Raw genomic sequence first — 20,741 nt, 5'->3', positions numbered from 1 at the left:
GGCGGTTTTAATCGCCTATAAATAAGGAAAATTTAATGTTTAAAAAAATCTCGGTATTCTTTGTGGCAGTAATGCTAGCAGGTTGTTCTTCGATTTCAGATATGACCTCTAACATTCCGTTTATAGGCAAAGACAAGAAGGTTATTGATTTAGATAAAGATAAAATTGACCAAAAATCTTATGCAGCTTCTTATGAAGCGACTGTAGCAACGTATAAAGGTCGTGTAACGAAACATTTCTTTGTGGATAATTTTGCAAGTGGTGCAAATGATTGGTATCTCGGTCGTATCGTTGTGCCAATTAAACAAATTCAAGAGAAACTTTATACGGGTGGTCATGAATCAGATGTGTATGCTTACTATAGCGGTGTGCTACATGCAGAGGCATTGCAAGCTAATTTCAGTCGTTTAAGTGCAAATTGTTGGCAAAAAGTGGATTCACTGAGTGTGACACAAGGAATTTACGATGCAATGCGAGATTTGCAAAATGGCAAAGAGCGAGGTGAGAATGACGTCTATATTTCTCAAGGTAGCGAAATGTTACTTAAAGCCTGTACTAGCCAATAATTTATTTGAGCTGCTGATGAGCGATCTCATCAGCAGTTTTTCTTTTTTGAAAATTATCAATGTGAAGGAGCAAGAATGTTAGAACTTTCGGAAAGCAACATTCATTTAAATGCTACGGCAACAAATAAGCAGCAAGCTATTGAAATGGCCGCGAGTGCATTAGAGCAAGCTGGCAATGTTGAACAAGGCTATTTGCAAGGTATGCTTGGACGAGAACAACAAACGTCTACTTTTTTAGGTAATGGAATTGCGATTCCACACGGTACATTAGAAACCCGTTCAATGGTGACAAAAACCGGTGTACAAGTTTTCCAATTTCCACAAGGTATTGAGTGGGGTGAGGGCAATATTGTCTATGTTGTGATCGGTATTGCTGCCCGTTCTGATGAGCATCTTGCTCTACTTCGTCAATTAACACATGTTTTAGGTGGTGAGGACACCGCAGCTCAATTAGCGACATTAACAGATGTTGAAAAATTCCGTGCGATTTTGTTGGGTGAAAGTGATTCTTTTAGCATGACTGACGAAACATTAAGTTTAGATATTGAAACACAAAGTTTGCTCACTCTTACCGCCATCAATGCAGGTAAATTACAACAGCAAAGTGCGGTTGAAAATAGCTTTGTTTCTGAAGTGATATCCAATTCTGCTTTGCCACTTGGTAAAGGTTTATGGGTAACAGATGCCGTCTCAGGTAATGTGAAAAATGCCTTGGCATTCAGTCGTGCGAAAACCATTTTTAATCATAATGGCAAAGCGGTGAAAGGCGTGTTGACGATTTCGGCTGTCAGTGACCAAATCAATGAGACATTAGCGCGTTTATTGAATGATGAAGTCCAAAATATTTTATTAAGTGGTAATGTGCAGCAAATTTTGACCGCACTTAATGGCGGTAAAGTACCTGTTGCAGCAGCTACTCAATCTGAAGACCAAATTGCGACAGGTGCAGTGATTGGTACCTTTACTGTTCGTAATGAACATGGTTTGCACGCTCGCCCAAGTGCGGTGCTCGTCAATGAGGTGAAAAAATTCACATCCAAGATCACGGTACAAAATCTTACTCGAGAAACCGCACCAGTTAGTGCAAAAAGCTTGATGAAAATTGTGGCATTAGGTGTGACTCAAGCTCATCGTTTACGTTTTGTTGCGGAAGGGGATGATGCGAAACAAGCTATTGAAGCCTTAGGTAAGATCATTGCGAGTGGACTTGGCGAAAGCGTATCTGCTGTACCACCGGCTGAACCGGATACCATTGAAGTAAGCCGCGAGCATGCACCACAAATCCACGAAGAAAACACGGGCTTACCAGCCGATGCCATTGAAGCGGTATTTATGATTCGTAATGAACACGGTTTACACGCTCGTCCAAGTGCCGTGCTCGTTAATGAAGTGAAAAAATATAATGCGTCGGTTGCGGTACAAAACTTAGATCGTGATACCCAATTAGTCAGTGCAAAAAGTTTGATGAAAATTGTGGCACTTGGTGTTGTGAAAGGTCATCGCCTACGTTTCGTCGCGAGCGGTGAAGAAGCTCAGCAAGCGATTGAGGGTATTGGTGCAGTGATTGAAAGTGGTTTAGGTGAAGGTCGGGGGTAAGTGATGGCAAAAGTAGCAACAATTACCTTAAACGCTGCTTATGATTTAGTTGGGCGTTTGCCGCGTATTGAAATCGGCGAAGTGAATACCGTTGAAACGCTCGGTATTTTCCCTGCAGGCAAAGGCATCAATGTCGCTAAGGTATTAAAAGATTTGGGCGTAGAGGTGGCCGTTGGTGGCTTCTTAGGGGAAGACAACGTCGGTGATTTTGAAACCTTATTTAAAAAACAGGGATTGGAAGACAAATTTCATCGTGTTGCGGGCAAAACTCGTATTAATGTAAAGATTACTGAAACTGAAGCGGATGTAACAGATTTAAATTTCTTAGGTTATCAAATCACTCCAGAAGCTTGGCAGCAATTTACAGCAGATTCATTAGCGTACTGCCAAAATTTTGACATCGTTGCAGTTTGCGGCAGTTTACCGCGTGGTGTCACTCCTGAATTGTTCGCAGATTGGCTTAATCAGTTGCATCAAGCTGGTGTGAAAGTCGTATTAGATAGCAGTAATGCCGCGCTCACGGCTGGTTTGAAAGCGTATCCTTGGTTGGTGAAACCGAATCATCGCGAATTGGAAGCGTGGATTGGGCATTCATTAAATTCTCTTGATGAAATTATTGCTGCTGCCAAAAAACTTAAAGCAGAAGGCATTGCTAATGTGATTATTTCGATGGGAGAAAACGGTTCTTTATGGCTGAGTGATCAAGCTGTGATTCAAGCTCAACCACCTAAATGTGAAAATGTGGTGAGCACCGTAGGAGCGGGTGACTCTATGGTAGCTGGCTTAATTTATGGTATTGAAAAAGGCTTATCTCAAGCGGAAACCTTAGCGTTTGCAAGTGCTGTTTCCGCCTTTGCCGTTTCACAAAGCAATGTGGGTGTGAGCGATATCGCCTTGCTTGAGCCAATTCTGGTGAATGTCAAAATTTCTGTGATTGAAGGATAATGTAATGAATTTGTTTTTAACTCAATCTCCGCAAATGGGTGCGGCAAAAGCCTATTTACTTCGCCAAGCATTGAGCGTTGCAGCGAAAAAAGCCGATCATACTCTGGTTGAACAAGCCAAAGAGGCAGATTTAGTGATTGCTTTCGGATCCAGTTTGCCAAACGCTGCTGAACTTGTGGGCAAAAAAGTCTTTTTAGCTAATGAAGACACGGCGATTGCTTCACCTGAGGCAACGCTGACGAATGCACTCAATCAAGCAGTGGACTATGTTCAACCGGCTCAAAGTGCGGTTGGATTTGGCGGCGTTTCTGGCGTCAAAAATATTGTTGCGGTTACAGCTTGCCCAACGGGTGTGGCACACACCTTTATGTCTGCTGAAGCCATTGAAACCTATGCAAAAAAACAAGGTTGGCAGGTCAAAGTAGAAACCCGTGGCCAAGTGGGCGCAGGTAATGAAATTACCCCTGAAGAAGTTGCTGCAGCAGATTTAGTCTTTGTTGCGGCCGATATTGATGTGCCGTTAGATAAATTCCAAGGTAAACCGATGTATCGTACATCAACGGGTTTGGCTTTAAAGAAAACGGCACAGGAATTCGATAAGGCATTTAAAGAAGCGAAAATTTACGAAGGTGGCACAGCAAAATCTTCTGCAAAATCTGAAGAAAGTGGTGAGAAAAAAGGTGTCTATAAACATTTGATGACAGGTGTATCGCACATGTTGCCATTGGTGGTTGCCGGTGGCCTATTAATTGCGATTTCCTTCATGTTTGGTATCGAAGCCTTCAAAGATGAAACAATTTTTCATGGTATTCCAAAAGCCTTAATGGATATTGGCGGTGGCGCAGCATTCCACTTGATGATTGCGGTATTTGCCGGCTATGTGGCCTTTTCTATCGCAGACCGTCCGGGGCTTGCAGTAGGTCTTATTGGCGGGATGTTAGCCACCACGGCGGGCGCCGGGATTTTAGGTGGGATTATCGCCGGTTTCTTAGCGGGTTATGTGGTGAAAGGATTAAATGCAACCATTAAATTGCCGGCAAGTTTAACTTCCTTAAAACCGATTCTAATTCTCCCGCTCTTTGGTACCTTGATTGTTGGCCTCGCCATGATTTATGTGATTAACCCACCGGTTTCACAAATTATGACCACCTTAAGCGATTGGTTAAAATCCATGGGGGAAGTCAATGCGATGGTGTTAGGCGCGATTATCGGTACCATGATGTGTATTGATATGGGCGGTCCAGTAAATAAAGCGGCTTATACGTTCTCCGTGGGAATGTTAGCTTCTCAAGTTCACACACCAATGGCAACCGCCATGGCAGCCGGTATGGTGCCGCCAATTGGTATGGCGATTGCCACTTGGATTGCTCGCAGTAAATTTACCAGTAATCAACGTGATGCAGGTAAAGCCTCTTTTGTCTTAGGCTTATGTTTTATCTCTGAAGGGGCATTACCGTTTGTAGCTGCCGATCCATTGCGTGTGATTATTAGCTCGGTGATCGGTGGTGCAACTGCGGGTGCGATTTCAATGGCATTGAATATTTCTCTGCAAGCACCACATGGTGGTTTATTTGTGATTCCGTTTGTCTCTGAACCATTACTCTACCTAGGTGCAATTGCAACGGGGGCATTATTAACCGGTGTGGTTTATGCGGTGATTAAGCCGAAGGCGACAGAATAATCGATTCGTTGATTAAAAAGTGCGGTAATTTTTGATCTGACCCCAAAAAGTTAGACTGTTATTTAAAGGATTGTTTTCGATATTGTACCGGACTCAGTCCTTTTAATTTTAGTTGAATCCGTCGATGATTATAGTAATCCAAATAATCCCTGACGGCATCAACTATCTCTTCTTTTGTTTTAAATTCCCGACCATAAAAACATTCTGTTTTTAATCGTCCAAAGAAACTTTCCATTGCGGCGTTATCTAAGCAATTCCCTTTTCTCGACATACTTTGAATGATGCCATGTTCAGCTAAAATTCGACGATAAGCTACCATTTGATATTGCCATCCCTGGTCTGAATGTAAAATGACACCACAAGCTTTATTTAATCCTTTGACGGCTTGCATTAACATGTCCTCTACTTGCGCCCAATTTGGGGAATAGCTGAGATTATAGGAGACTATCTCATTGTTAAATAAGTCTAAAATTGGAGATAAATAGACTTTACTCCCATCTTTCGCCTTAAACTCGGTGATATCTGTCACCCATTTTTGTTTCGGGGCCGTTGCACTAAAATCGCGTTCAAGATGATTCGGTGCAATTACCCCTATCGTGCCTCGATAGGTGGTAAATTTCTTGCTTTTTCTTGACCGCACTTGAAGCCCAAGTGTCTGCATTAAACGTTGAACTTTTTTATGATTCACGCCTGGCAAGCTGGCATGAACACGTCGGTAGCCATAATCAGGATGATTGGCTTTGATGCGTTTAATGGCCTTTTTCAGCTCCTCATCCTTATCCGGTTTAATCTGAAGTTTCGCAAAAAACGTACTACGCGCTAACTGTGCAAAGCCTAAAAGCCATTTTAACGGATAGCGTGTTCTTAACCTTTGGATAATTTCCGTTGCTCGGCTTCGTCCTGAAGTCTGAGCCTTCTCAACTCCTTTAGGTAGGCTACCTCCGCTTCAAGCTGTAAAATTCTCAGGCGTAAACGGTCTTCTTCAGTTTTGGGTGGCGGTGGCATTCTGGCATATTTAGGTTTCATAGGCGGTCGTCCTGATGGTTTACGGGGAATAAGTCCCTTTATGCCACTTTTTTCAAACCGTTTCAACCATGTCCCGACTAGGGCGTTGGAAGGAATATTGTAAAAACGAGCTGCTTCTCTAATACTCATTTTTCCATTCAAAATAGGTTGAAGAATTTGTAATTTAAATTCGATTGTGTAGTGTTTACCCATAAAAAATCTGCACCTCAATTGTTGGTTTGTTGAGTCCAACTTTTGGGGTGCAGATCATTTTTAACCGCACTTTTCATTTATCAAGTATAATTACAATGATTTAGGGAGAAATTATGGATAAATACAATAAACTCCGCATTGAATGGGATTGTCGTCGAGGTATGCTTGAGCTGGATAAAATCATCATGCCTTTTTATAAAGCGCATTTTGACCAACTGACTGACGACAAAAAAGATATTTTTATTCGTTTACTTGCCGCCACGGATTTACAACTTTTTTCGTGGTTTTTTAATGGCAGTCAATCAGACGATGCTGAAGTGCAAGCGATGGTTGAATATATCCAAGATGTGCAGAAAACGAATGTCCGTTAATTTTTTGAAATTTTTTATACATAAGGAACTTTTCAATTTTAACTCTGTCTGATAAAGCAACAATAGCTTGCTGTCTTGAATATATGAAGGCGTGTTAGACGTAGCATAGGAGATATATGGCTGAACAGCTAACAGATCAGGCTTTGGTAGAAAGAGTGCAGCAAGGCGATAAAAAAGCCTTTAATTTATTGGTTTCTCGTTATCAAAATAAAGTAGCCGGACTTTTAACCCGCTACATTTCTCATAACGACATTCCAGATGTTGTACAAGAATCCTTTATTAAGGCCTATCGTTCCATTGAATCCTTTCGGGGCGATAGTGCATTCTACACTTGGCTATATCGAATTGCCGTTAATACGGCAAAGAATTACTTAACGGCACAGGGGCGCCGTCCACCGAGCGAAGATATTTTGGCTGAAGATGCCGAAAGCTACGATGTGGGAACTCATCTACGTGATGTAGATACCCCTGAAAACGAAATGTTATCTAGCGAATTAGAAAAAGTGGTGTTTGATACTATTCACAGTTTGCCAGAAGATTTAAGAACTGCGATTACCTTGCGCGAGCTTGAAGGGTTAAGTTACGAAGAAATCGCAGAAATAATGGATTGCCCAGTAGGCACTGTACGTTCTCGCATTTTCCGCGCTCGGGAAGTGATTGAGAACAAAATACAACCGCTTATGCAACGTTAAAATAAAGTCGGAGTTTATAAAATGCAAAAAGAGTTACTTTCAGCCTACATGGATGGAGAAGAAGTCAGTGCCGAGTTGACGGAACAACTCTGTCAGGATAAAGATTCACAAGAATCTTGGGCGGCATATCACACAGTAAGATCGGTTATGCGTAAAGAGTCACCAGTGTTATTAGGTGCTGATTTTACGGCGAAAATGGCGGACTTAATTGAATTAGAAGAAGTAAAACACGTAGAGATTACTGTTTCTCAACCAACACCAGAAGAAGCTGACAGCTTACCATTCGTGCAAAAATTAAAAGCATTCTTTGCACCAATGACACAAATTGCCGTGGCGGCAGGTGTGTGTTTAGTGGCAGTAGTAGGTGTGCAATCATTCAATGCAAAAAGCACCTCGGTTACACCTGAAAACCCAGTTTTACAAACCTTACCATTTAACAATTCTGTTCAAGAAGTAAGTTACAACGCTCCGACCAAAGATGTAGCGACTTCGGAACAGGTTGAGCAAAAAAATCGCCGTATTGGTACGATGTTACAAAACTATGAATTACAGCGTCGCATTCATGCAGATAGTTTAAATGTAGGTAGTAATCAAGCTAAATAGTTGTTGCAATGAATTGAATTCACCACCTTAGGCGTGGTGAATTTTTTTATGGATAGGTTTATTTATGAAGAAAATGTCTTCTCAATTGACGACTCTTTTGAGCTTATGCTTATTGCCTTTTGCGGTATTAGCTGAAGATTCTCTTCAGGCATTAAATAAGATGTCACAAGCTATGAGCGATTTAAATTATGAAGTTGCTTTTGTACAAACATCGCCAACCAATATGGATTCGTTTCGTTATCGTCATATTAAACAAGAGCAAAAAGTCTATGCTCAGCTAGTCACTCTCGATGGGGAACAGCAAGAAATTATCCAACGGGATAATTTAGTTAGCTATTTTCAACCTGGCTCCCAAGCGTTTACGATTAATAGTGGATATATTGTTGATGCGCTTCCTGCCGTTATTCGTACTGATTTTAATAAACTCAATCAGTATTATGATTTTATTAAGCTTGGAAAAGACCGAATTGCAGGCCGATTTGTCGATACAATTCGTATTGTGCCTAAAGATGATTTTCGCTATCAATATCTTGTTTTTTTAGATGAAGATAATGGATTATTATTACGTGCAGATATGTTGGATAGAGAAGGAAATTTACTAGATCAATTTCGTGTTGTCACCTTGTATATTGATAATCGTTTACGTGGTTTAACCGATTACCTTAATAAAGTTTCCACTCCTCCGTTTTTACATGAAAGTAAGCAGGAATCATCCTTTAGAATAAATTGGAAACCTGATTGGTTACCACAAGGATTTGAGTTGGTGAGTCAGAATCAAGATTCTATGAATGAAGAAGTGATTGAAAATGCGTTATTTAGTGATGGGCTTTTTACTTTTACATTATATGTTAATAAAGCAGATCGTATTGCAGCAAAAGAAAATACGTGGAGACAGGGCGCTTACACGATTTATAGTAAAGTAATAGGTGATAAAGAAATTACGTTTATTGGTCAGCTTCCAATCGCTACGGCTAAGCAAATTGTACAAGGCGTGACATTCCTAAAATAATTCAGTAGACGTAAGAAAGTTGCTATTTTGTTTCCCCTTGCTATACTTTCTTCACCTAATGGATTTTGATAGCTAAACCCCGTCCTGCGGGGTTTTGTTTTATCAAGTGCGGTCATTTTTCTTAAGGTTTTTACAATGAATAATCCCCTTCCTCTTCTTGGTATTACGGGTTACAGCGGTAGTGGCAAAACCACATTGCTGGAAAAATTGCTTCCTCAATTAATTAAAAAAGGCCTACATGTTTCAGTGATTAAACACAGCCATCACAACGCTCAGGTGGATAAAGAGGGCAAAGATAGTTGGCGAATGAAAGAGGCGGGTTCTGCACAAGTTATTATGGCATGTGATACTCGTTGGGCATTAATGACAGAAACGCCTCAAGAGCCGGTTTCATTAGCCTATTTAAGCCAACAATTTGATCGTCATTTAACAGATTTGGTTTTGGTGGAAGGCTTTAAACAAGAACCTATTCCAAAGATTCTGTTGCATCGACAAGAGATGATAAAACCTTTGCCGGAATTAGATGAAAACGTGTTGGCTTTAGCAACGAATTATTCTCTTGAAACTGACCGCACTTTATTAGATATTAATCACATTGAACAGATCGTTGAGTTTATTTATCAATGGTGGAAAAAGACGCAGTAATAGAACGTCAGCACTATAAAGGGCTGGCTTGGGTGGCCTCCATGGCTTTGTTTATGCAAAGCTTGGATGCGACTATTTTAAATACTGCCTTACCAACTATTGCAACAGATCTTCAAACCCCTGTCTTTGAAATGCAAATGGCGATTATCGCCTATTCTCTTGCCGTTGCCTTATTTATTCCTTTAACTGCTTGGGCGGCAGCGAAATTCGGTACGCTCACTGTTTTCCGTTCTGCTGTTTTTACCTTTGTATTCGGCTCGGTAGCTTGTGCGATGTCAATCTCTCTTGAAACCCTTGTGCTCGCACGAATTATCCAAGGTATTGGCGGGGCATTTATGATGCCTGTCGCTCGCCTTGCGATTATTCAAACCGTACCGAAAAATCAATTAATTAATGCCTGGAATTTAATGGCGACAGCAGGACTCATTGGTCCGATTCTTGGCCCGATTTTAGGTGGTTGGCTTGTGGTGCATACCTCATGGCATTGGATTTTCTTAATCAATATTCCTATTGGTATGTTAGGCTTTTGGACGGCGGCTAAAGTGATGGGCAATCATAAGGGTAATGCGAATAAGTTAGACTGGACGGGCTTTTTACTCTTTGCATTTGGTTTAGTGGGTTTAACGCTCGGGCTTGATTTACTCGGTGAAAGTCATAGTGATCGCATAACCACGTACAGTGCATTAGCGATTGGCATGGCATTATTGATGGCTTATTATTTTTATGCGAAGGGTAATGATCGTGCCATTTTGCCGTTATCTCTTTTCAATACAAGAACATTCCGATTAGGCATTACAGCCAATATTTTTATCCGTCTTTCCGGTTCGGCTGTGCCATTCTTATTGCCATTAATGTTCCAACTTTCCTTTGGTTATTCAGCTGAAGTGTCAGGCTGGTTGCTTGCACCTATTGCGCTAATGTCCGTCGTATTTAAACGCTTTATTGGGCGTATTTTAAATAGGCTAGGTTATAAAACGACATTAATTTTATCGTCAGTTTTAATGGCTGGCTCAACGGTTTCTATGTCATGGCTTGATTCCTCATCATCAACGATATGGATTATATGTAATCTGATGTGGTATGGTGCCTGTATGTCGATGATTTTTACCTCAATTAATACACTCACGGTCGGGGATCTATCACAGGAACAAGGCGGTGTAGGCTCGACGGTATTGAGCATTGTGCAACAAGTGGGTATTGGTTTTGGTATCGCCGTAGCATCTATTATTTTAACGTTATACCGTCAATTAATTGGTAACGAAGGTGAAGCATTACAACATGCTTTCAGTTACACGTTTCTGACCACTTCTGTTTTTGCGATCGCATTAGTTTGGATATTGAGCTATTTGCACAAAACAGACGGGGATCATTTGCGGAAAAAACGATGATATTGAATACCTTAGTTTAATTTGTTATAAGAAAGATCTTTTTCTTATTTCGTAAAAGTTTGATTTGCTTATATCTTAAGTAAAATTTTATATTCATATTTGGGTATCTGACCCGATTAAAGAAGGACAACTAATGAAATTAAAAGCGACCTTAACTCTTATTGCAGCGAGTTTGTTTTTAGCGGCTTGTGATCAATCTGGTTCTGCTGCAAAAGAAAGTACGAAAGCAGAAACAGCAAAACCTTCGGGCAATAACACGTTTGTGTACTGTACGGCAAAAGCACCACTTGGCTTTAGCCCGGCATTGGTAATGGAAGGCACATCCTACAATGCGAGTTCACAACAAGTGTATAACCGTTTGGTTGAATTTAAAAAAGGTTCAACTGACCTTGAGCCAGCCTTGGCTGAAAGCTGGGACATCAGTGACGATGGTTTAACTTATACGTTCCATTTACGTAAAGGAGTGAAGTTCCATACGACAAAAGAATTTACGCCAACACGTGATTTTAATGCGGATGATGTGATCTTTTCTTTCCAACGTCAGTTAGATCCTAACCACCCTTATCACAACGTATCGAAAGGGACTTATCCATATTTCAAAGCGATGAAATTCCCAGATTTATTAAAATCAGTTGAGAAAGTGGATGACAACACCGTTCGTATCACCTTGAATAAAAAAGATGCGACTTTCTTAGCAAGCTTGGGAATGGACTTTATCTCTATTTATTCCGCTGAATATGCAGATGCGATGCTGAAAGCGGGTAAACCAGAAACGATTGATAACAAACCAGTGGGTACAGGTCCGTTTATTTTTGTGGATTACAAAACTGACCAAGCGGCACAATACGTAGCGAATGAAACCTATTGGAAAGGTCGTACACCGCTTGATCGTTTAGTGATCAGTATCGTACCAGATGCGACGACGCGTTATGCGAAGTTACAAGCGGGTTCTTGTGATTTAATTCTCTTCCCGAACGTGGCGGATTTAGCCAAGATGAAAACTGATCCGAAAGTACAACTTTTGGAACAAAAAGGTTTGAACGTGGCATATATCGCATTCAATACAGAGAAAGCGCCATTTGATAACGTGAAAGTGCGCCAAGCATTGAACTATGCGGTGGACAAAAAAGCAATTATTGAAGCGGTTTATCAAGGTGCGGGCACTGCAGCGAAAAACCCACTACCGCCAACAATTTGGAGTTATAACGATGAAATCCAAGATTATCCGTATGATCCAGAGAAAGCGAAACAGCTTTTAGCAGAAGCAGGTTATCCAAACGGTTTTGAAACGGACTTCTGGATTCAACCGGTGGTACGTGCGTCTAACCCAAATCCAAAACGTATGGCTGAACTTGTGATGGCAGACTGGGCGAAAGTGGGCGTAAAAGCAAATCCAGTCACGTTTGAATGGGCTGACTATCAAAAACGTGCTAAAGCAGGTGAATTAACGGCGGGTATCTTTGGTTGGTCAGGCGATAACGGTGATCCGGATAACTTCCTTTCTCCGTTACTTGCAAGTGCTAACGCTGGCAACTCAAACTTTGCTCGTTTCAAAAATGCAGAATTTGATGCCTTATTAGATAAAGCGATTGGCTTAACCAATAAAGATGAGCGTGCGGCACTTTATAAAAAAGCACAAGTGATTTTCCATGAGCAAGCGCCATGGATTCCAGTTGCACACTCAGTTGGTTTTGCACCACTTAGCCCTCGCGTAAAAGGTTACGTACAAAGCCCATTCGGCTACGATGCGTTTTATGGCGTGAGTGTTGATAGTAAATAATTAACGGACTATACTAGCCCTTGCAGTTGCAAGGGCTTTTTGTTTTCAAGCAAAAGGAGAAAGAAAATGGACTTACATGATATTCGTGAGGATTATTGCAAACAGGCGCTTTCTCAGCATGATTGCGATCCCAATCCAATAAAACAATTTGAAAAATGGCTCAACGAAGCGATTACGGCTAAAGTCAATGAGCCGACAGGTGTTAATGTTGCGACGGTCAATGAAGACGGTCGTCCAACAAGTCGAATGGTACTGTTAAAAGAAGTGAACGAACAAGGCTTTGTCTTTTTCACGAATTATCACAGCCGAAAAGGTCGTGCCATAGAACATAATCCTTTCGTTGCCCTGACATTCTTTTGGCCTGAATTAGAACGTTCTGTGCGTATTGAGGGCAAAGCCGAAAAAATCTCGCCTGAACAATCAGATGAATATTTTGCGACTCGCCCTTACACCAGCCGAATTGGCGCTTGGGCCAGCGAGCAAAGTGCGGTCATTTCTAGCCACAAATCTTTATTAGCAAAAGCTGCTCTGATTGCAGCAAAACACCCATTAAACGTCCCACGCCCACCACATTGGGGCGGTTATCTTGTGATTCCTGATCGTATCGAATTCTGGCAAGGTCGCCCAAGTAGACTGCATGACCGAATTTGTTATTTATTCAATGATGGAAAATGGGAAATAGAGCGGTTATCGCCGTAATATATTTGAAAACCACCATACTTTTAGATAGTTGGTGGTTTTTGGTATTTTATAAAAACTGATTTTATTTTTCTTTCATTTTTCTTGCATCAGTAATAAACCATTCCAACATATCCCATTCATTTAATTGGGTTTCTTCATTTCCCATACTTCTCCGTATTTCTAACAATAATAATCCAATGAGTGACATCATTTCTTTTGCTTTATCAGTAGGATTTGATTGTATGGTAGATTCGGAGTTTTCAGCATTCTTATAGAAATATTGATATAAGTTATTGAATGCTCTAACTACATTATCAGATCCAATTAAAGATAGCCTAAATGATAATTTTCTATATTCTAGGGAGAGTAACTTCATTGTCGCTTCCATATATTTATCTTTCTCTTTATTTTGTGGATCTAAGTTCCAAGCTTCATCAGGCATTAACATTATAATATAGGGTTCAAGTATTTGATGATAAATTTCTATCCGGTCATCTCTTAGTTTTTCTTCTAGTTTTGTTTTATGTTCAATTGATTGTCTAATTTTCCAGCCTGCTCCAGTAAGGAATAAAACTAGAATTGGAGTTGCAATAGAACCAAAAGCTGTTAAAAAATCTAGCCACGTTTTATTATCCATGATGTTATTATTCCTCCTATTAGCAAGCAATAAGTACCGCACTTTGATTCCTCAACCAAAGTGCGGTTGTTTTTTTACATTGTTTTTATTTACCGATGATTTCTGATAAATCAACTTTGCGGTTTTCGTAACGAGAACGGGTACACGCATCGGCAGTGGCGATGGCAGCTCGGGCTGCTTCACCGGTGAGTAATTTTACAAATTCCTCAGTTGGTTCCATACCATGCAGAATGTCGTTTAAATAACGCATTTCTTTTTTCATGATAGAACTCAACCAGAGTGGTGTGCGTTTGCCCGGTTTACCGTATTGAATCGCGCCGTCCATTTCTGTGCTGTTGTAAATACGGGTACGGTCATCATCTTCTTCTTGGGTTTCGTGAATGAGGAAATAAGTGTCTTTTCCATCCACACGAAGGGTGCCTTTGGTATTGTACATATCCAGTTTGATCGCACCTTTTTCCCCTTGAATTAATACATAATGTTCCCCCCAACGGAAAGCCGAACCCCATTCGAGAACAGCGAAGCGATTGTCATCATATTCCATGGTGACAAAAATCATATCATCTTCATCCCCGAATTTTTCGCCTTTGTGGGCAACATTGGCAGCTGCCATGGTAACGGTTTTTGGCATACCACCCATAATGAATTGTACGCAGTCTAATTCGTGAATATGGTGGTATAAGTGACCGCCAGATTTTTCACGGATTTTTTTCCATGAAATGGTTGGTTGTTGTTCTTCCCAGCCATTACGTGCAGTATGACAATAAAGCACTTTACCAATCACACCTTGATTGATTAATTCTTTGGCATGGTGAACACCGTTAAAGAAGTTCATCACATGACCAGCCATAAAAGTGACGCCATTTTCTTCGCAAGCACGCACCATGTCATCACAGTCTTGATAACTTAAGGCAATAGGTTTTTCACAGAAAACATGTTTTTTGTTTTTTGCTGCAAGGATGACCGGTTCTTTGTGTAAGTAGTTTGGGGTGGCGACAATTACGCAATCCACATCAGGTGAAGTGACTAATTCTTCAAGAGATTTTGCCGCTACGCATTGTAATTCTTGAGCAATGGTTTCACCATTTTCAGGGTCATATACTACGGTAATTTGTGCATCATCAAATTCATTCATGAAACGGGCTAAATCTGCACCAAAATAGCCAACGCCAACAACACCATATCGCATCATAATAAACTCCTTATTTTTTCACTGAGATTTGTTTTTCCGTTACCATGGATTGCTTCGCTGCTTCTGCAACTTCGATGGCTTCAGTTAAACATAGACTTAATGGGCTGGTTTTTCCTTGCGTTAAGTGCTCTACCACGCTTTGCACTTCGATTTCAGCCGCTCGGCTTAACCAAAGTTGGCAGGGTGCGTGGGTGACATTATATTGCTGAGTGCCTTTTGCACTTTCGCGTAAAGATAAATCAGCCTCAAATTCATCAAATAAATCAACGTGTTCTATTTTTCCATCTAGATAATTAAATGTGACACTTGAGGTAAAGAAATTGACTTCAATCACACCGTTTTCACCATGAATTTGAATGCCCCATTGGTGTAATCGATAAGCGGTACCCATTTCGAGCGAACCTAACACGCCATTTTCAAAACGTAGTAACAGTTGCAACACATCACGGCTGTCTGGCGTATCGTGATGCGCTTGATTAGCGGCTTGAGCAAAGACCGCCTCAATATCGCCTAATAACCAACAGAGTAAATCCAGTTCATGAATGAGGTGGAAAAGCTCACCACCCGTAAGATTGGCATCTAATTTCCACCATTCTTTGTTTGGTAGGTTTTCAATCCAACGCTGACGCATAGCACGTGCTACTGTAATGCGACCTAATTTTCCTTGTTCTAAAGCCGCTTTGACTTTTAACATGCCAGGTAACGTACGTTCCAAATGGCCCACAAAAATGACTTTACCTTTTTCTTCAGCAAGACGGCGTAAATGTTGGCCTTGAGAAGAGCTTAAGGTAAAAGGCGTTTCAATAAAGACATGACAGCCTGCATTTAACGCTAAGATAGCGGGGGAATAATGGGCATAGTTTGGTGTGGCAATGACCACTAAATCCGGTTTAGTTTTAGCCAACATTTCTTCCTCACTAAAAAAGGCTTGGCTGCCGTATTGGTCTGCGAGTTTTTGTGCCAGAGAAGGGTTGATATCGGCCACTGCAATTAAGTTTGCTTGGGCTTTATCAAATGCTGAAGCCAACTGAACGCCAAAAAAGCCGCAGCCGATTAAGGCGATGTTTAATCCATTAGTTTGCATCATGCCCTCCTTGTTGTAAGCGTTGGCGAATACTTTGGAAATATTGCAAGATCGCGCGTTGCATCCGTACCAAATCATGTGCTTCCACGGCATCAATTAATTCACGGTGTTGCATAGCTAATTTTTCAGGAGAAAGTATTGGTGGTGGTAAGCTTTTTTCTACTTGCTGATAAATTTGCCAAAACGCATCTAAATATTGAATCAGTAATGGGTTATTTAATGGTTCATAAAGTTTTAAATGAATGTGGTATTCATCTTTAGGGGAAAATTTTTGTTCACGGGCATTTTTTTCCATGTTGGCCACTGATTTTTGCAAAAGTACGGTCTGTTCTTGGCTAATTTTTCCCAACACCATCGGGGCAAAACCGTATTCTAAAATTTCCCGAATATCCAAAATATTAATCAGCTGATTATGATCATTATGCAAATTCAGTTGAGTGTGAAAACTTAATCCACGAATCATTGGTACAAGAGAGGATTCACTCACAAAGGTACCAACACCATGGCGAATGTCTAAAATGTGTAGCGCCTCTAAAGATTTAATGGCTTCACGTAAACTGGAACGGCTTACACCAAGTTGTTCAATCAGTTCATTTTCTGTTGGCATCAAATCGCCAGATTTGAGATTTTGTTTAATGATGAGCGATTTGATTTTATCCTGCAAAACGAGACTTGCTTCTTTTTTACTTGTTTTTTTCATTTCTGTTCTCATTTTCTAATCTATTTTCTGAATTTGTGATCCAGCTCTCATTCTCTCCAATTGACATAAGACATCATACGTCTTATCTTTGGTTATGCAAGCAGAAATTAGCAGTGATTTTAAATTCTGTGATCTAAACCACAAAATTCTCAAATACAAGGAAAGGAGGTTGTTATGACAACATCACTACCATGGTATAAAGAAGTCAGTCCTACGCAAAAAAAAGCGTTATTTGCGGCTTGGTTAGGTTATGTTTTTGATGGCTTCGATTATATGCTTATCACTTATGTGCTTTTGGATATTCAAAAGGAATTCGCCATGAGCACAACGGAAACATCCACACTATTACTTGCGGCCTTCGTCGCACGTCCATTAGGTGGGGCGATTTTTGGTAGTTTTGCCGATAAATATGGTCGTCGTTTGGCGATGATTGTTTCCATTATCACGTATTCCGTTGGCACATTCTTGTGCGGCTTATCCACCAGTTATATTTGGCTTTTCATCTTCCGTATGATTATCGGTATGGGGATGGCAGGTGAATATGCGTGTTCTTCCTCTTATGCCATTGAAAGCTGGCCACAACATTTACGTACAAAAGCCAGCGCATTCTTAGTGAGTGGCTTTTCCATTGGTAATATTCTTGCCTCTCAAGTGATTCCTTGGGTATCTCAAACTTATGGTTGGCGTATGGCTTTCTTTATTGGTTTAGCTCCGGTTGCTTTAGTACTCTATGTTCGTCGCCATGCACCTGAAAGTGAAGAATGGGCGCAAGCGAAAGCTGCGGGTAAAGTGAATAAAGTGCCACTTACTGACCTATTTACTAAAAAACAATTACCAATTACCTTAATTATTTTCTTAGTTTGTTATTCAATTTTCTCCGTAAACTGGCCGGTAGTAGGCTTGCTTCCACTTTACCTCAAAGAAAACGGCTATGCTGAAAATGTGAAATCACTGATGTTCTGGGCAGGCTTTGGTATCCTCATCGGTACCTTAATTGCAGGCTTTATCGGTGATAAATTGGGTGAGAAGAAAACCTTTGTATATAGCTTATTGTTATCACTTTTCTTCCTCTTCCCAGTATTCTATTTGCCAGAAAATAATGTGTTAGCCCTTGGTGCATTGCTCTTCTTCTTACTTGCAACTAACTTAGGGATTGCCGGTTTAGTACCAAAATATATGGCGACTTTCTTCCCGGCTGAAATGCGAAGCACAGGTATCGGTTTCATCTATAACTTCGCTGCGATCGGTGGAGGGGTGTCTCCTGTGATTGCCGCCGCACTTAGCGAAAGAGTAGGACTGGGTTCAGCCCTTGTGTATGTGACCTTATTCTGGACAATTGTCCTTGTTGCTCTCGTTGGATTAAGATTGCCAGAACGTATTCAAGCTCGTATGCAATAATAAAAAACGAAAGCAAAACAGACCGCACTTTTAGGTGCGGTTTGTTGTTTAATAATGCGGAGGCGGCGTTTCTTCTGCTTGGCTAGCAATATTAGAAGGTTGCATATCTTTTAATTTGCCGGCGAGATAGCGGAGTTGAAGTTGAATTTTATCCATATCAAACTGTTGTTGAACTAATGCTTGATTGAGTTCGTCTAAAAGTTGTTCTTGAAAAGCAATTTTCATTTCAAGTTCAGCGATGCGATCTTCTAAAATTTGTTGATTTTGCATAAAATTTCTCTAATTTCTAAAAAAATGTTGTGAATTTGGTCAATCCGATTTAACCTATTCACTATTCCGTTTCTATTATAAAGGATCAAGCAAAATGTTGAAAATTCAAAAGCTTTCTCTTGCTGCACTTATGGTAAGTGCGGTCGTTTCAGGTTCTGTTTTTGCAGAAGATAAAGCCGCGCCAAGCGCAAGTGATGCGTCTTATGCTGTGGGTGCGTTAATGGGTAACCAAGTAAAAGATTTAGTGGATGCTCAAAAAGAAGTCATTCAATACGACAATGCGCGTATTTTAGATGGCTTAAAAGATGCATTAGAAGGTAAAGTTGATGTTCGTAAAGACGAAAAAATTCAAAAGACCTTAGATGGCATTCAAGAGCAATTAGTGTCTGCTGCTAAAGCAAAAGTAGAACAACAAGCGAAAGCCGCAAAAGAAGAAGGTGATAAATACCGCGCTGAATTTTCGAAAAAAGATGGCGTGAAAAGTACCAAAGATGGCTTACTTTACAAAATCACTGAAGCAGGTAAAGGTGATGCGATTAAAGCAACAGATACTGTGAAAGTACATTACACCGGTAAATTACCAGATGGTAAAGTATTTGATAGCTCTGTTGAACGTGGTCAACCGGTTGAGTTTAAATTAAACCAAGTGATTAAAGGTTGGACTGAAGGCCTTCAGTTAGTGAAGAAAGGCGGTAAAATCGAATTAGTGATTCCACCTGAATTAGCTTATGGCAAACAAGGTGCAGGCGATTCAATTCCACCTGATGCAACGCTTTACTTCGACGTTGAAGTATTAGACGTTAATCCTAAAAAATAAGCCTTAATTTAACCGCACTTTGTCCAAAGTGCGGTCATTTTCCCTACCAGATTTGAAAAATGATACTAACCGATAGACAACCTTTCACCGATGAAGATCGTGCTATTCTGATTTCCTATAAAGCAGTAGTTGATGGCGTGAGCGCGTTGATTGGCGAGCATTGTGAAATCGTATTACACTCTTTGGAAGATATTGAGCATTCTGCCATTTGTATTGCCAACGGGCATAATACCAATCGCCAAGTGGGTTCACCGATTACGGATTTAGCCTTGAAATCCTTGCGTAATATGCAAAGTGAGAGTGTGTCTAAGCCTTATTTCACGCGTGCGAAGGGCAATGTGTTGATGAAGTCTGTGACTATCGCCATTCGAAATAGCAAACAACGCATTATTGGTTTACTTTGTATCAATATTAATTTGGATGTGCCGGTTTCTCAATTTATGCAGGCCTTTATGCCAACGCAGGAACAAAATGAAACCTCTTCCGTCAATTTTGCAAGTTCAGTGGAAGAATTGGTGGCACAAACGGTAGAAAAAACCATTGAAGAAGTGAATGCAGATCGCTCGGTTTCGAATAATAATAAGAACCGTCAGATTGTGATTTCACTTTACGAAAAAGGCATTTTTGATATTAAAGATGCGATCAATTTAGTGGCTGATCGCCTCGCGATTTCTCGCCACACCGTGTATTTGTATATTCGTCAAATCAAACAAGAGCAAGAATAATGAACTATGTTCTCGCCGTGAAAAGTCCCGTTTATGGAAAACAAGGGGCTTTTCTTGCCTATCAATTTGCCCAAGCGTTACTCGAAAAAGGGCATGCCATTAGCCAAATTTTCTTTTTCCAAGACGGTGTGAGTAATGGCAATGGCTTGGTTTATCCTGCCAATGATGAATTTAATCTCACGCAAGCTTGGCAAGCCTTTTCAGCGCAGCATCATATCCCTTTGCATTTATGTGTGGCGGCTTCACAACGTCGTGGCGTAGTGGATGCGCTTACGGCAAAAGATACGGATCATACGAATCTTGCAGAAGGTTTTGAGATTACAGGCTTAGGCGAGTTTATGGCGATGGCATTAAAAGCGGATCGGGTGGTGACATTGTGAAGCTAGCATTCTTATTTCGTACCGCACCGCATGGAAACGCGATTTCTCGTGAAGGTTTAGATGCTTTGCTTGCTGCGACAGCATTTTGTGATGAAGAGGAAATTGGTGTCTTTTTTATCGATGATGGCGTATTAAATTTACTCGATGGGCAAAATCCTGAGTTATTGTTACAAAAAGATTTTATTCGTACCTTTAAATTATTAGATTTATACGATATTGAACAGCGCTTTGTCTGTGCCGATTCGCTCGACCAATACAATTTGCAAACAGAACAACTCATTATTTCTGCTGAAAAAATTGACCGCACTTCGTTGATCAAGAAACTTAGCCAAGCAGAAAAAGTGTTTACGTTTTAAGGAATAT

The 20,741-nt window shown here is 40.6% G+C and carries 24 protein-coding genes; 17 read left to right on the top strand and 7 right to left on the bottom strand.

Going from position 1 to position 20,741, the window contains the following annotated elements:
• Positions 1–35 precede the first annotated feature (35 nt).
• The 4 genes from QQS40_RS02745 to QQS40_RS02730 all read left to right on the top strand — a co-directional run bounded on the left by QQS40_RS02745 (position 36) and on the right by QQS40_RS02730 (position 4,788).
• A complete protein-coding gene (locus tag QQS40_RS02745) occupies positions 36–566 on the top strand; it encodes an HI_0449 family lipoprotein (RefSeq protein ID WP_128787876.1) in 531 nt (176 codons plus the stop codon).
• A gap of 75 nt (positions 567–641) precedes the next feature.
• Positions 642–2,162, top strand: coding sequence for a fused PTS fructose transporter subunit IIA/HPr protein (fruB, locus tag QQS40_RS02740; protein WP_297568920.1), 1,521 nt, complete (start codon positions 642–644; stop codon positions 2,160–2,162).
• A gap of 3 nt (positions 2,163–2,165) precedes the next feature.
• Positions 2,166–3,107, top strand: a complete 942-nt coding sequence (gene fruK / locus QQS40_RS02735; protein ID WP_329505991.1) for a 1-phosphofructokinase — start codon at positions 2,166–2,168, stop codon at positions 3,105–3,107.
• A 4-nt stretch (positions 3,108–3,111) separates the two neighbouring features.
• Positions 3,112–4,788: a fructose-specific PTS transporter subunit EIIC gene (locus tag QQS40_RS02730; protein WP_329505989.1), complete on the top strand. Its 1,677-nt coding sequence runs from the start codon at positions 3,112–3,114 to the stop codon at positions 4,786–4,788.
• Positions 4,789–4,846: 58 nt separating this feature from the next.
• Here QQS40_RS02730 and QQS40_RS02725 read toward each other — a convergent pair whose 3' ends face one another.
• Positions 4,847–5,665 carry an IS3 family transposase gene (locus QQS40_RS02725; RefSeq protein WP_329506704.1) on the bottom strand — a complete coding sequence of 273 codons (819 nt, stop codon included), beginning with the start codon at positions 5,663–5,665 and terminating at the stop codon, positions 4,847–4,849.
• Positions 5,653–6,006 carry a helix-turn-helix domain-containing protein gene (locus QQS40_RS02720; RefSeq protein WP_128787400.1) on the bottom strand — a complete coding sequence of 118 codons (354 nt, stop codon included), beginning with the start codon at positions 6,004–6,006 and terminating at the stop codon, positions 5,653–5,655. Before QQS40_RS02720 ends, QQS40_RS02725 begins: the two co-directional genes overlap by 13 nt.
• A 113-nt stretch (positions 6,007–6,119) precedes the next feature.
• On the opposite strand from QQS40_RS02720, the gene QQS40_RS02715 reads away from it, so the two are divergent.
• The 8 genes from QQS40_RS02715 (at position 6,120) to pdxH (ending at position 13,193) form a co-directional block, all read left to right on the top strand.
• The gene (locus tag QQS40_RS02715) at positions 6,120–6,377 is read left to right on the top strand and encodes an FAD assembly factor SdhE (protein WP_014064432.1); all 258 of its coding nucleotides are present in this window, start codon (positions 6,120–6,122) and stop codon (positions 6,375–6,377) included.
• A gap of 116 nt (positions 6,378–6,493) precedes the next feature.
• Complete coding sequence (gene rpoE / locus QQS40_RS02710) at positions 6,494–7,069, top strand: RNA polymerase sigma factor RpoE (RefSeq protein WP_014064431.1); 576 nt, start codon at positions 6,494–6,496, stop codon at positions 7,067–7,069.
• Positions 7,070–7,090: 21 nt separating this feature from the next.
• The gene (locus QQS40_RS02705; protein ID WP_329505986.1) at positions 7,091–7,672 is read left to right on the top strand and encodes an RseA family anti-sigma factor; all 582 of its coding nucleotides are present in this window, start codon (positions 7,091–7,093) and stop codon (positions 7,670–7,672) included.
• Positions 7,673–7,736: 64 nt separating this feature from the next.
• Positions 7,737–8,681, top strand: a complete 945-nt coding sequence (gene rseB / locus QQS40_RS02700; protein ID WP_049356887.1) for a sigma-E factor regulatory protein RseB — start codon at positions 7,737–7,739, stop codon at positions 8,679–8,681.
• 135 nt (positions 8,682–8,816) lie between these two features.
• Positions 8,817–9,326: a molybdopterin-guanine dinucleotide biosynthesis protein B gene (gene mobB / locus QQS40_RS02695; RefSeq protein WP_308601826.1), complete on the top strand. Its 510-nt coding sequence runs from the start codon at positions 8,817–8,819 to the stop codon at positions 9,324–9,326.
• Positions 9,305–10,714, top strand: coding sequence for an MDR family MFS transporter (locus QQS40_RS02690; RefSeq protein ID WP_308601825.1), 1,410 nt, complete (start codon positions 9,305–9,307; stop codon positions 10,712–10,714). The genes mobB and QQS40_RS02690 overlap by 22 nt, the downstream gene beginning before the upstream one ends.
• Before the next feature lie 133 nt (positions 10,715–10,847).
• Positions 10,848–12,494: an ABC transporter substrate-binding protein gene (locus tag QQS40_RS02685; RefSeq protein ID WP_128787869.1), complete on the top strand. Its 1,647-nt coding sequence runs from the start codon at positions 10,848–10,850 to the stop codon at positions 12,492–12,494.
• Positions 12,495–12,560: 66 nt separating this feature from the next.
• Complete coding sequence (gene pdxH / locus QQS40_RS02680; protein WP_049364208.1) at positions 12,561–13,193, top strand: pyridoxamine 5'-phosphate oxidase; 633 nt, start codon at positions 12,561–12,563, stop codon at positions 13,191–13,193.
• Between the two features lie 64 nt (positions 13,194–13,257).
• Here the strand turns inward: pdxH and QQS40_RS02675 are convergent, their stop codons facing one another.
• The 4 genes from QQS40_RS02675 to QQS40_RS02660 form a co-directional block, all read right to left on the bottom strand.
• Positions 13,258–13,812 (bottom strand): hypothetical protein, encoded by a 555-nt coding sequence (locus QQS40_RS02675; RefSeq protein ID WP_128787868.1) that lies wholly within the window; start codon positions 13,810–13,812, stop codon positions 13,258–13,260.
• An 85-nt stretch (positions 13,813–13,897) separates the two neighbouring features.
• Entirely contained in the window at positions 13,898–15,004 is a 1,107-nt protein-coding gene (locus tag QQS40_RS02670) for a Gfo/Idh/MocA family protein (protein ID WP_049371401.1), read from the bottom strand.
• A gap of 10 nt (positions 15,005–15,014) precedes the next feature.
• Positions 15,015–16,088 (bottom strand): Gfo/Idh/MocA family protein, encoded by a 1,074-nt coding sequence (locus QQS40_RS02665; RefSeq protein WP_289902437.1) that lies wholly within the window; start codon positions 16,086–16,088, stop codon positions 15,015–15,017.
• On the bottom strand, positions 16,078–16,788 hold the full coding sequence (locus QQS40_RS02660; protein ID WP_289902405.1) for a FadR/GntR family transcriptional regulator: 711 nt from the start codon (positions 16,786–16,788) through the stop codon (positions 16,078–16,080). Before QQS40_RS02660 ends, QQS40_RS02665 begins: the two co-directional genes overlap by 11 nt.
• Positions 16,789–16,962: 174 nt before the next feature.
• Between QQS40_RS02660 and QQS40_RS02655 the strand changes: the two genes are divergently transcribed.
• Positions 16,963–18,186: an MFS transporter gene (locus QQS40_RS02655; protein WP_329505980.1), complete on the top strand. Its 1,224-nt coding sequence runs from the start codon at positions 16,963–16,965 to the stop codon at positions 18,184–18,186.
• 48 nt (positions 18,187–18,234) lie between these two features.
• Here the strand turns inward: QQS40_RS02655 and QQS40_RS02650 are convergent, their stop codons facing one another.
• Positions 18,235–18,456: a SlyX family protein gene (locus QQS40_RS02650; RefSeq protein ID WP_005699194.1), complete on the bottom strand. Its 222-nt coding sequence runs from the start codon at positions 18,454–18,456 to the stop codon at positions 18,235–18,237.
• Positions 18,457–18,550: 94 nt separating this feature from the next.
• Here QQS40_RS02650 and fkpA point away from each other — a divergent pair, with 94 nt between their 5' ends.
• The 4 genes from fkpA to tusC are packed head-to-tail and all read left to right on the top strand — an operon-like array spanning position 18,551 to position 20,734.
• Positions 18,551–19,273, top strand: coding sequence for an FKBP-type peptidyl-prolyl cis-trans isomerase (fkpA, locus tag QQS40_RS02645; RefSeq protein ID WP_128787865.1), 723 nt, complete (start codon positions 18,551–18,553; stop codon positions 19,271–19,273).
• Between the two features lie 59 nt (positions 19,274–19,332).
• Complete coding sequence (locus QQS40_RS02640; RefSeq protein ID WP_075875883.1) at positions 19,333–19,998, top strand: helix-turn-helix transcriptional regulator; 666 nt, start codon at positions 19,333–19,335, stop codon at positions 19,996–19,998.
• Entirely contained in the window at positions 19,998–20,378 is a 381-nt protein-coding gene (gene tusD, locus QQS40_RS02635; RefSeq protein ID WP_128787863.1) for a sulfurtransferase complex subunit TusD, read from the top strand. Before QQS40_RS02640 ends, tusD begins: the two co-directional genes overlap by 1 nt.
• The gene (tusC, locus tag QQS40_RS02630) at positions 20,375–20,734 is read left to right on the top strand and encodes a sulfurtransferase complex subunit TusC (protein ID WP_049364201.1); all 360 of its coding nucleotides are present in this window, start codon (positions 20,375–20,377) and stop codon (positions 20,732–20,734) included. Before tusD ends, tusC begins: the two co-directional genes overlap by 4 nt.
• Positions 20,735–20,741 lie beyond the last annotated feature (7 nt).

The organism is Haemophilus parainfluenzae (assembly GCF_036288925.1).
Classification (GTDB): domain Bacteria; phylum Pseudomonadota; class Gammaproteobacteria; order Enterobacterales; family Pasteurellaceae; genus Haemophilus_D.
This window is presented reverse-complemented; position numbering and strand designations above follow the sequence as displayed.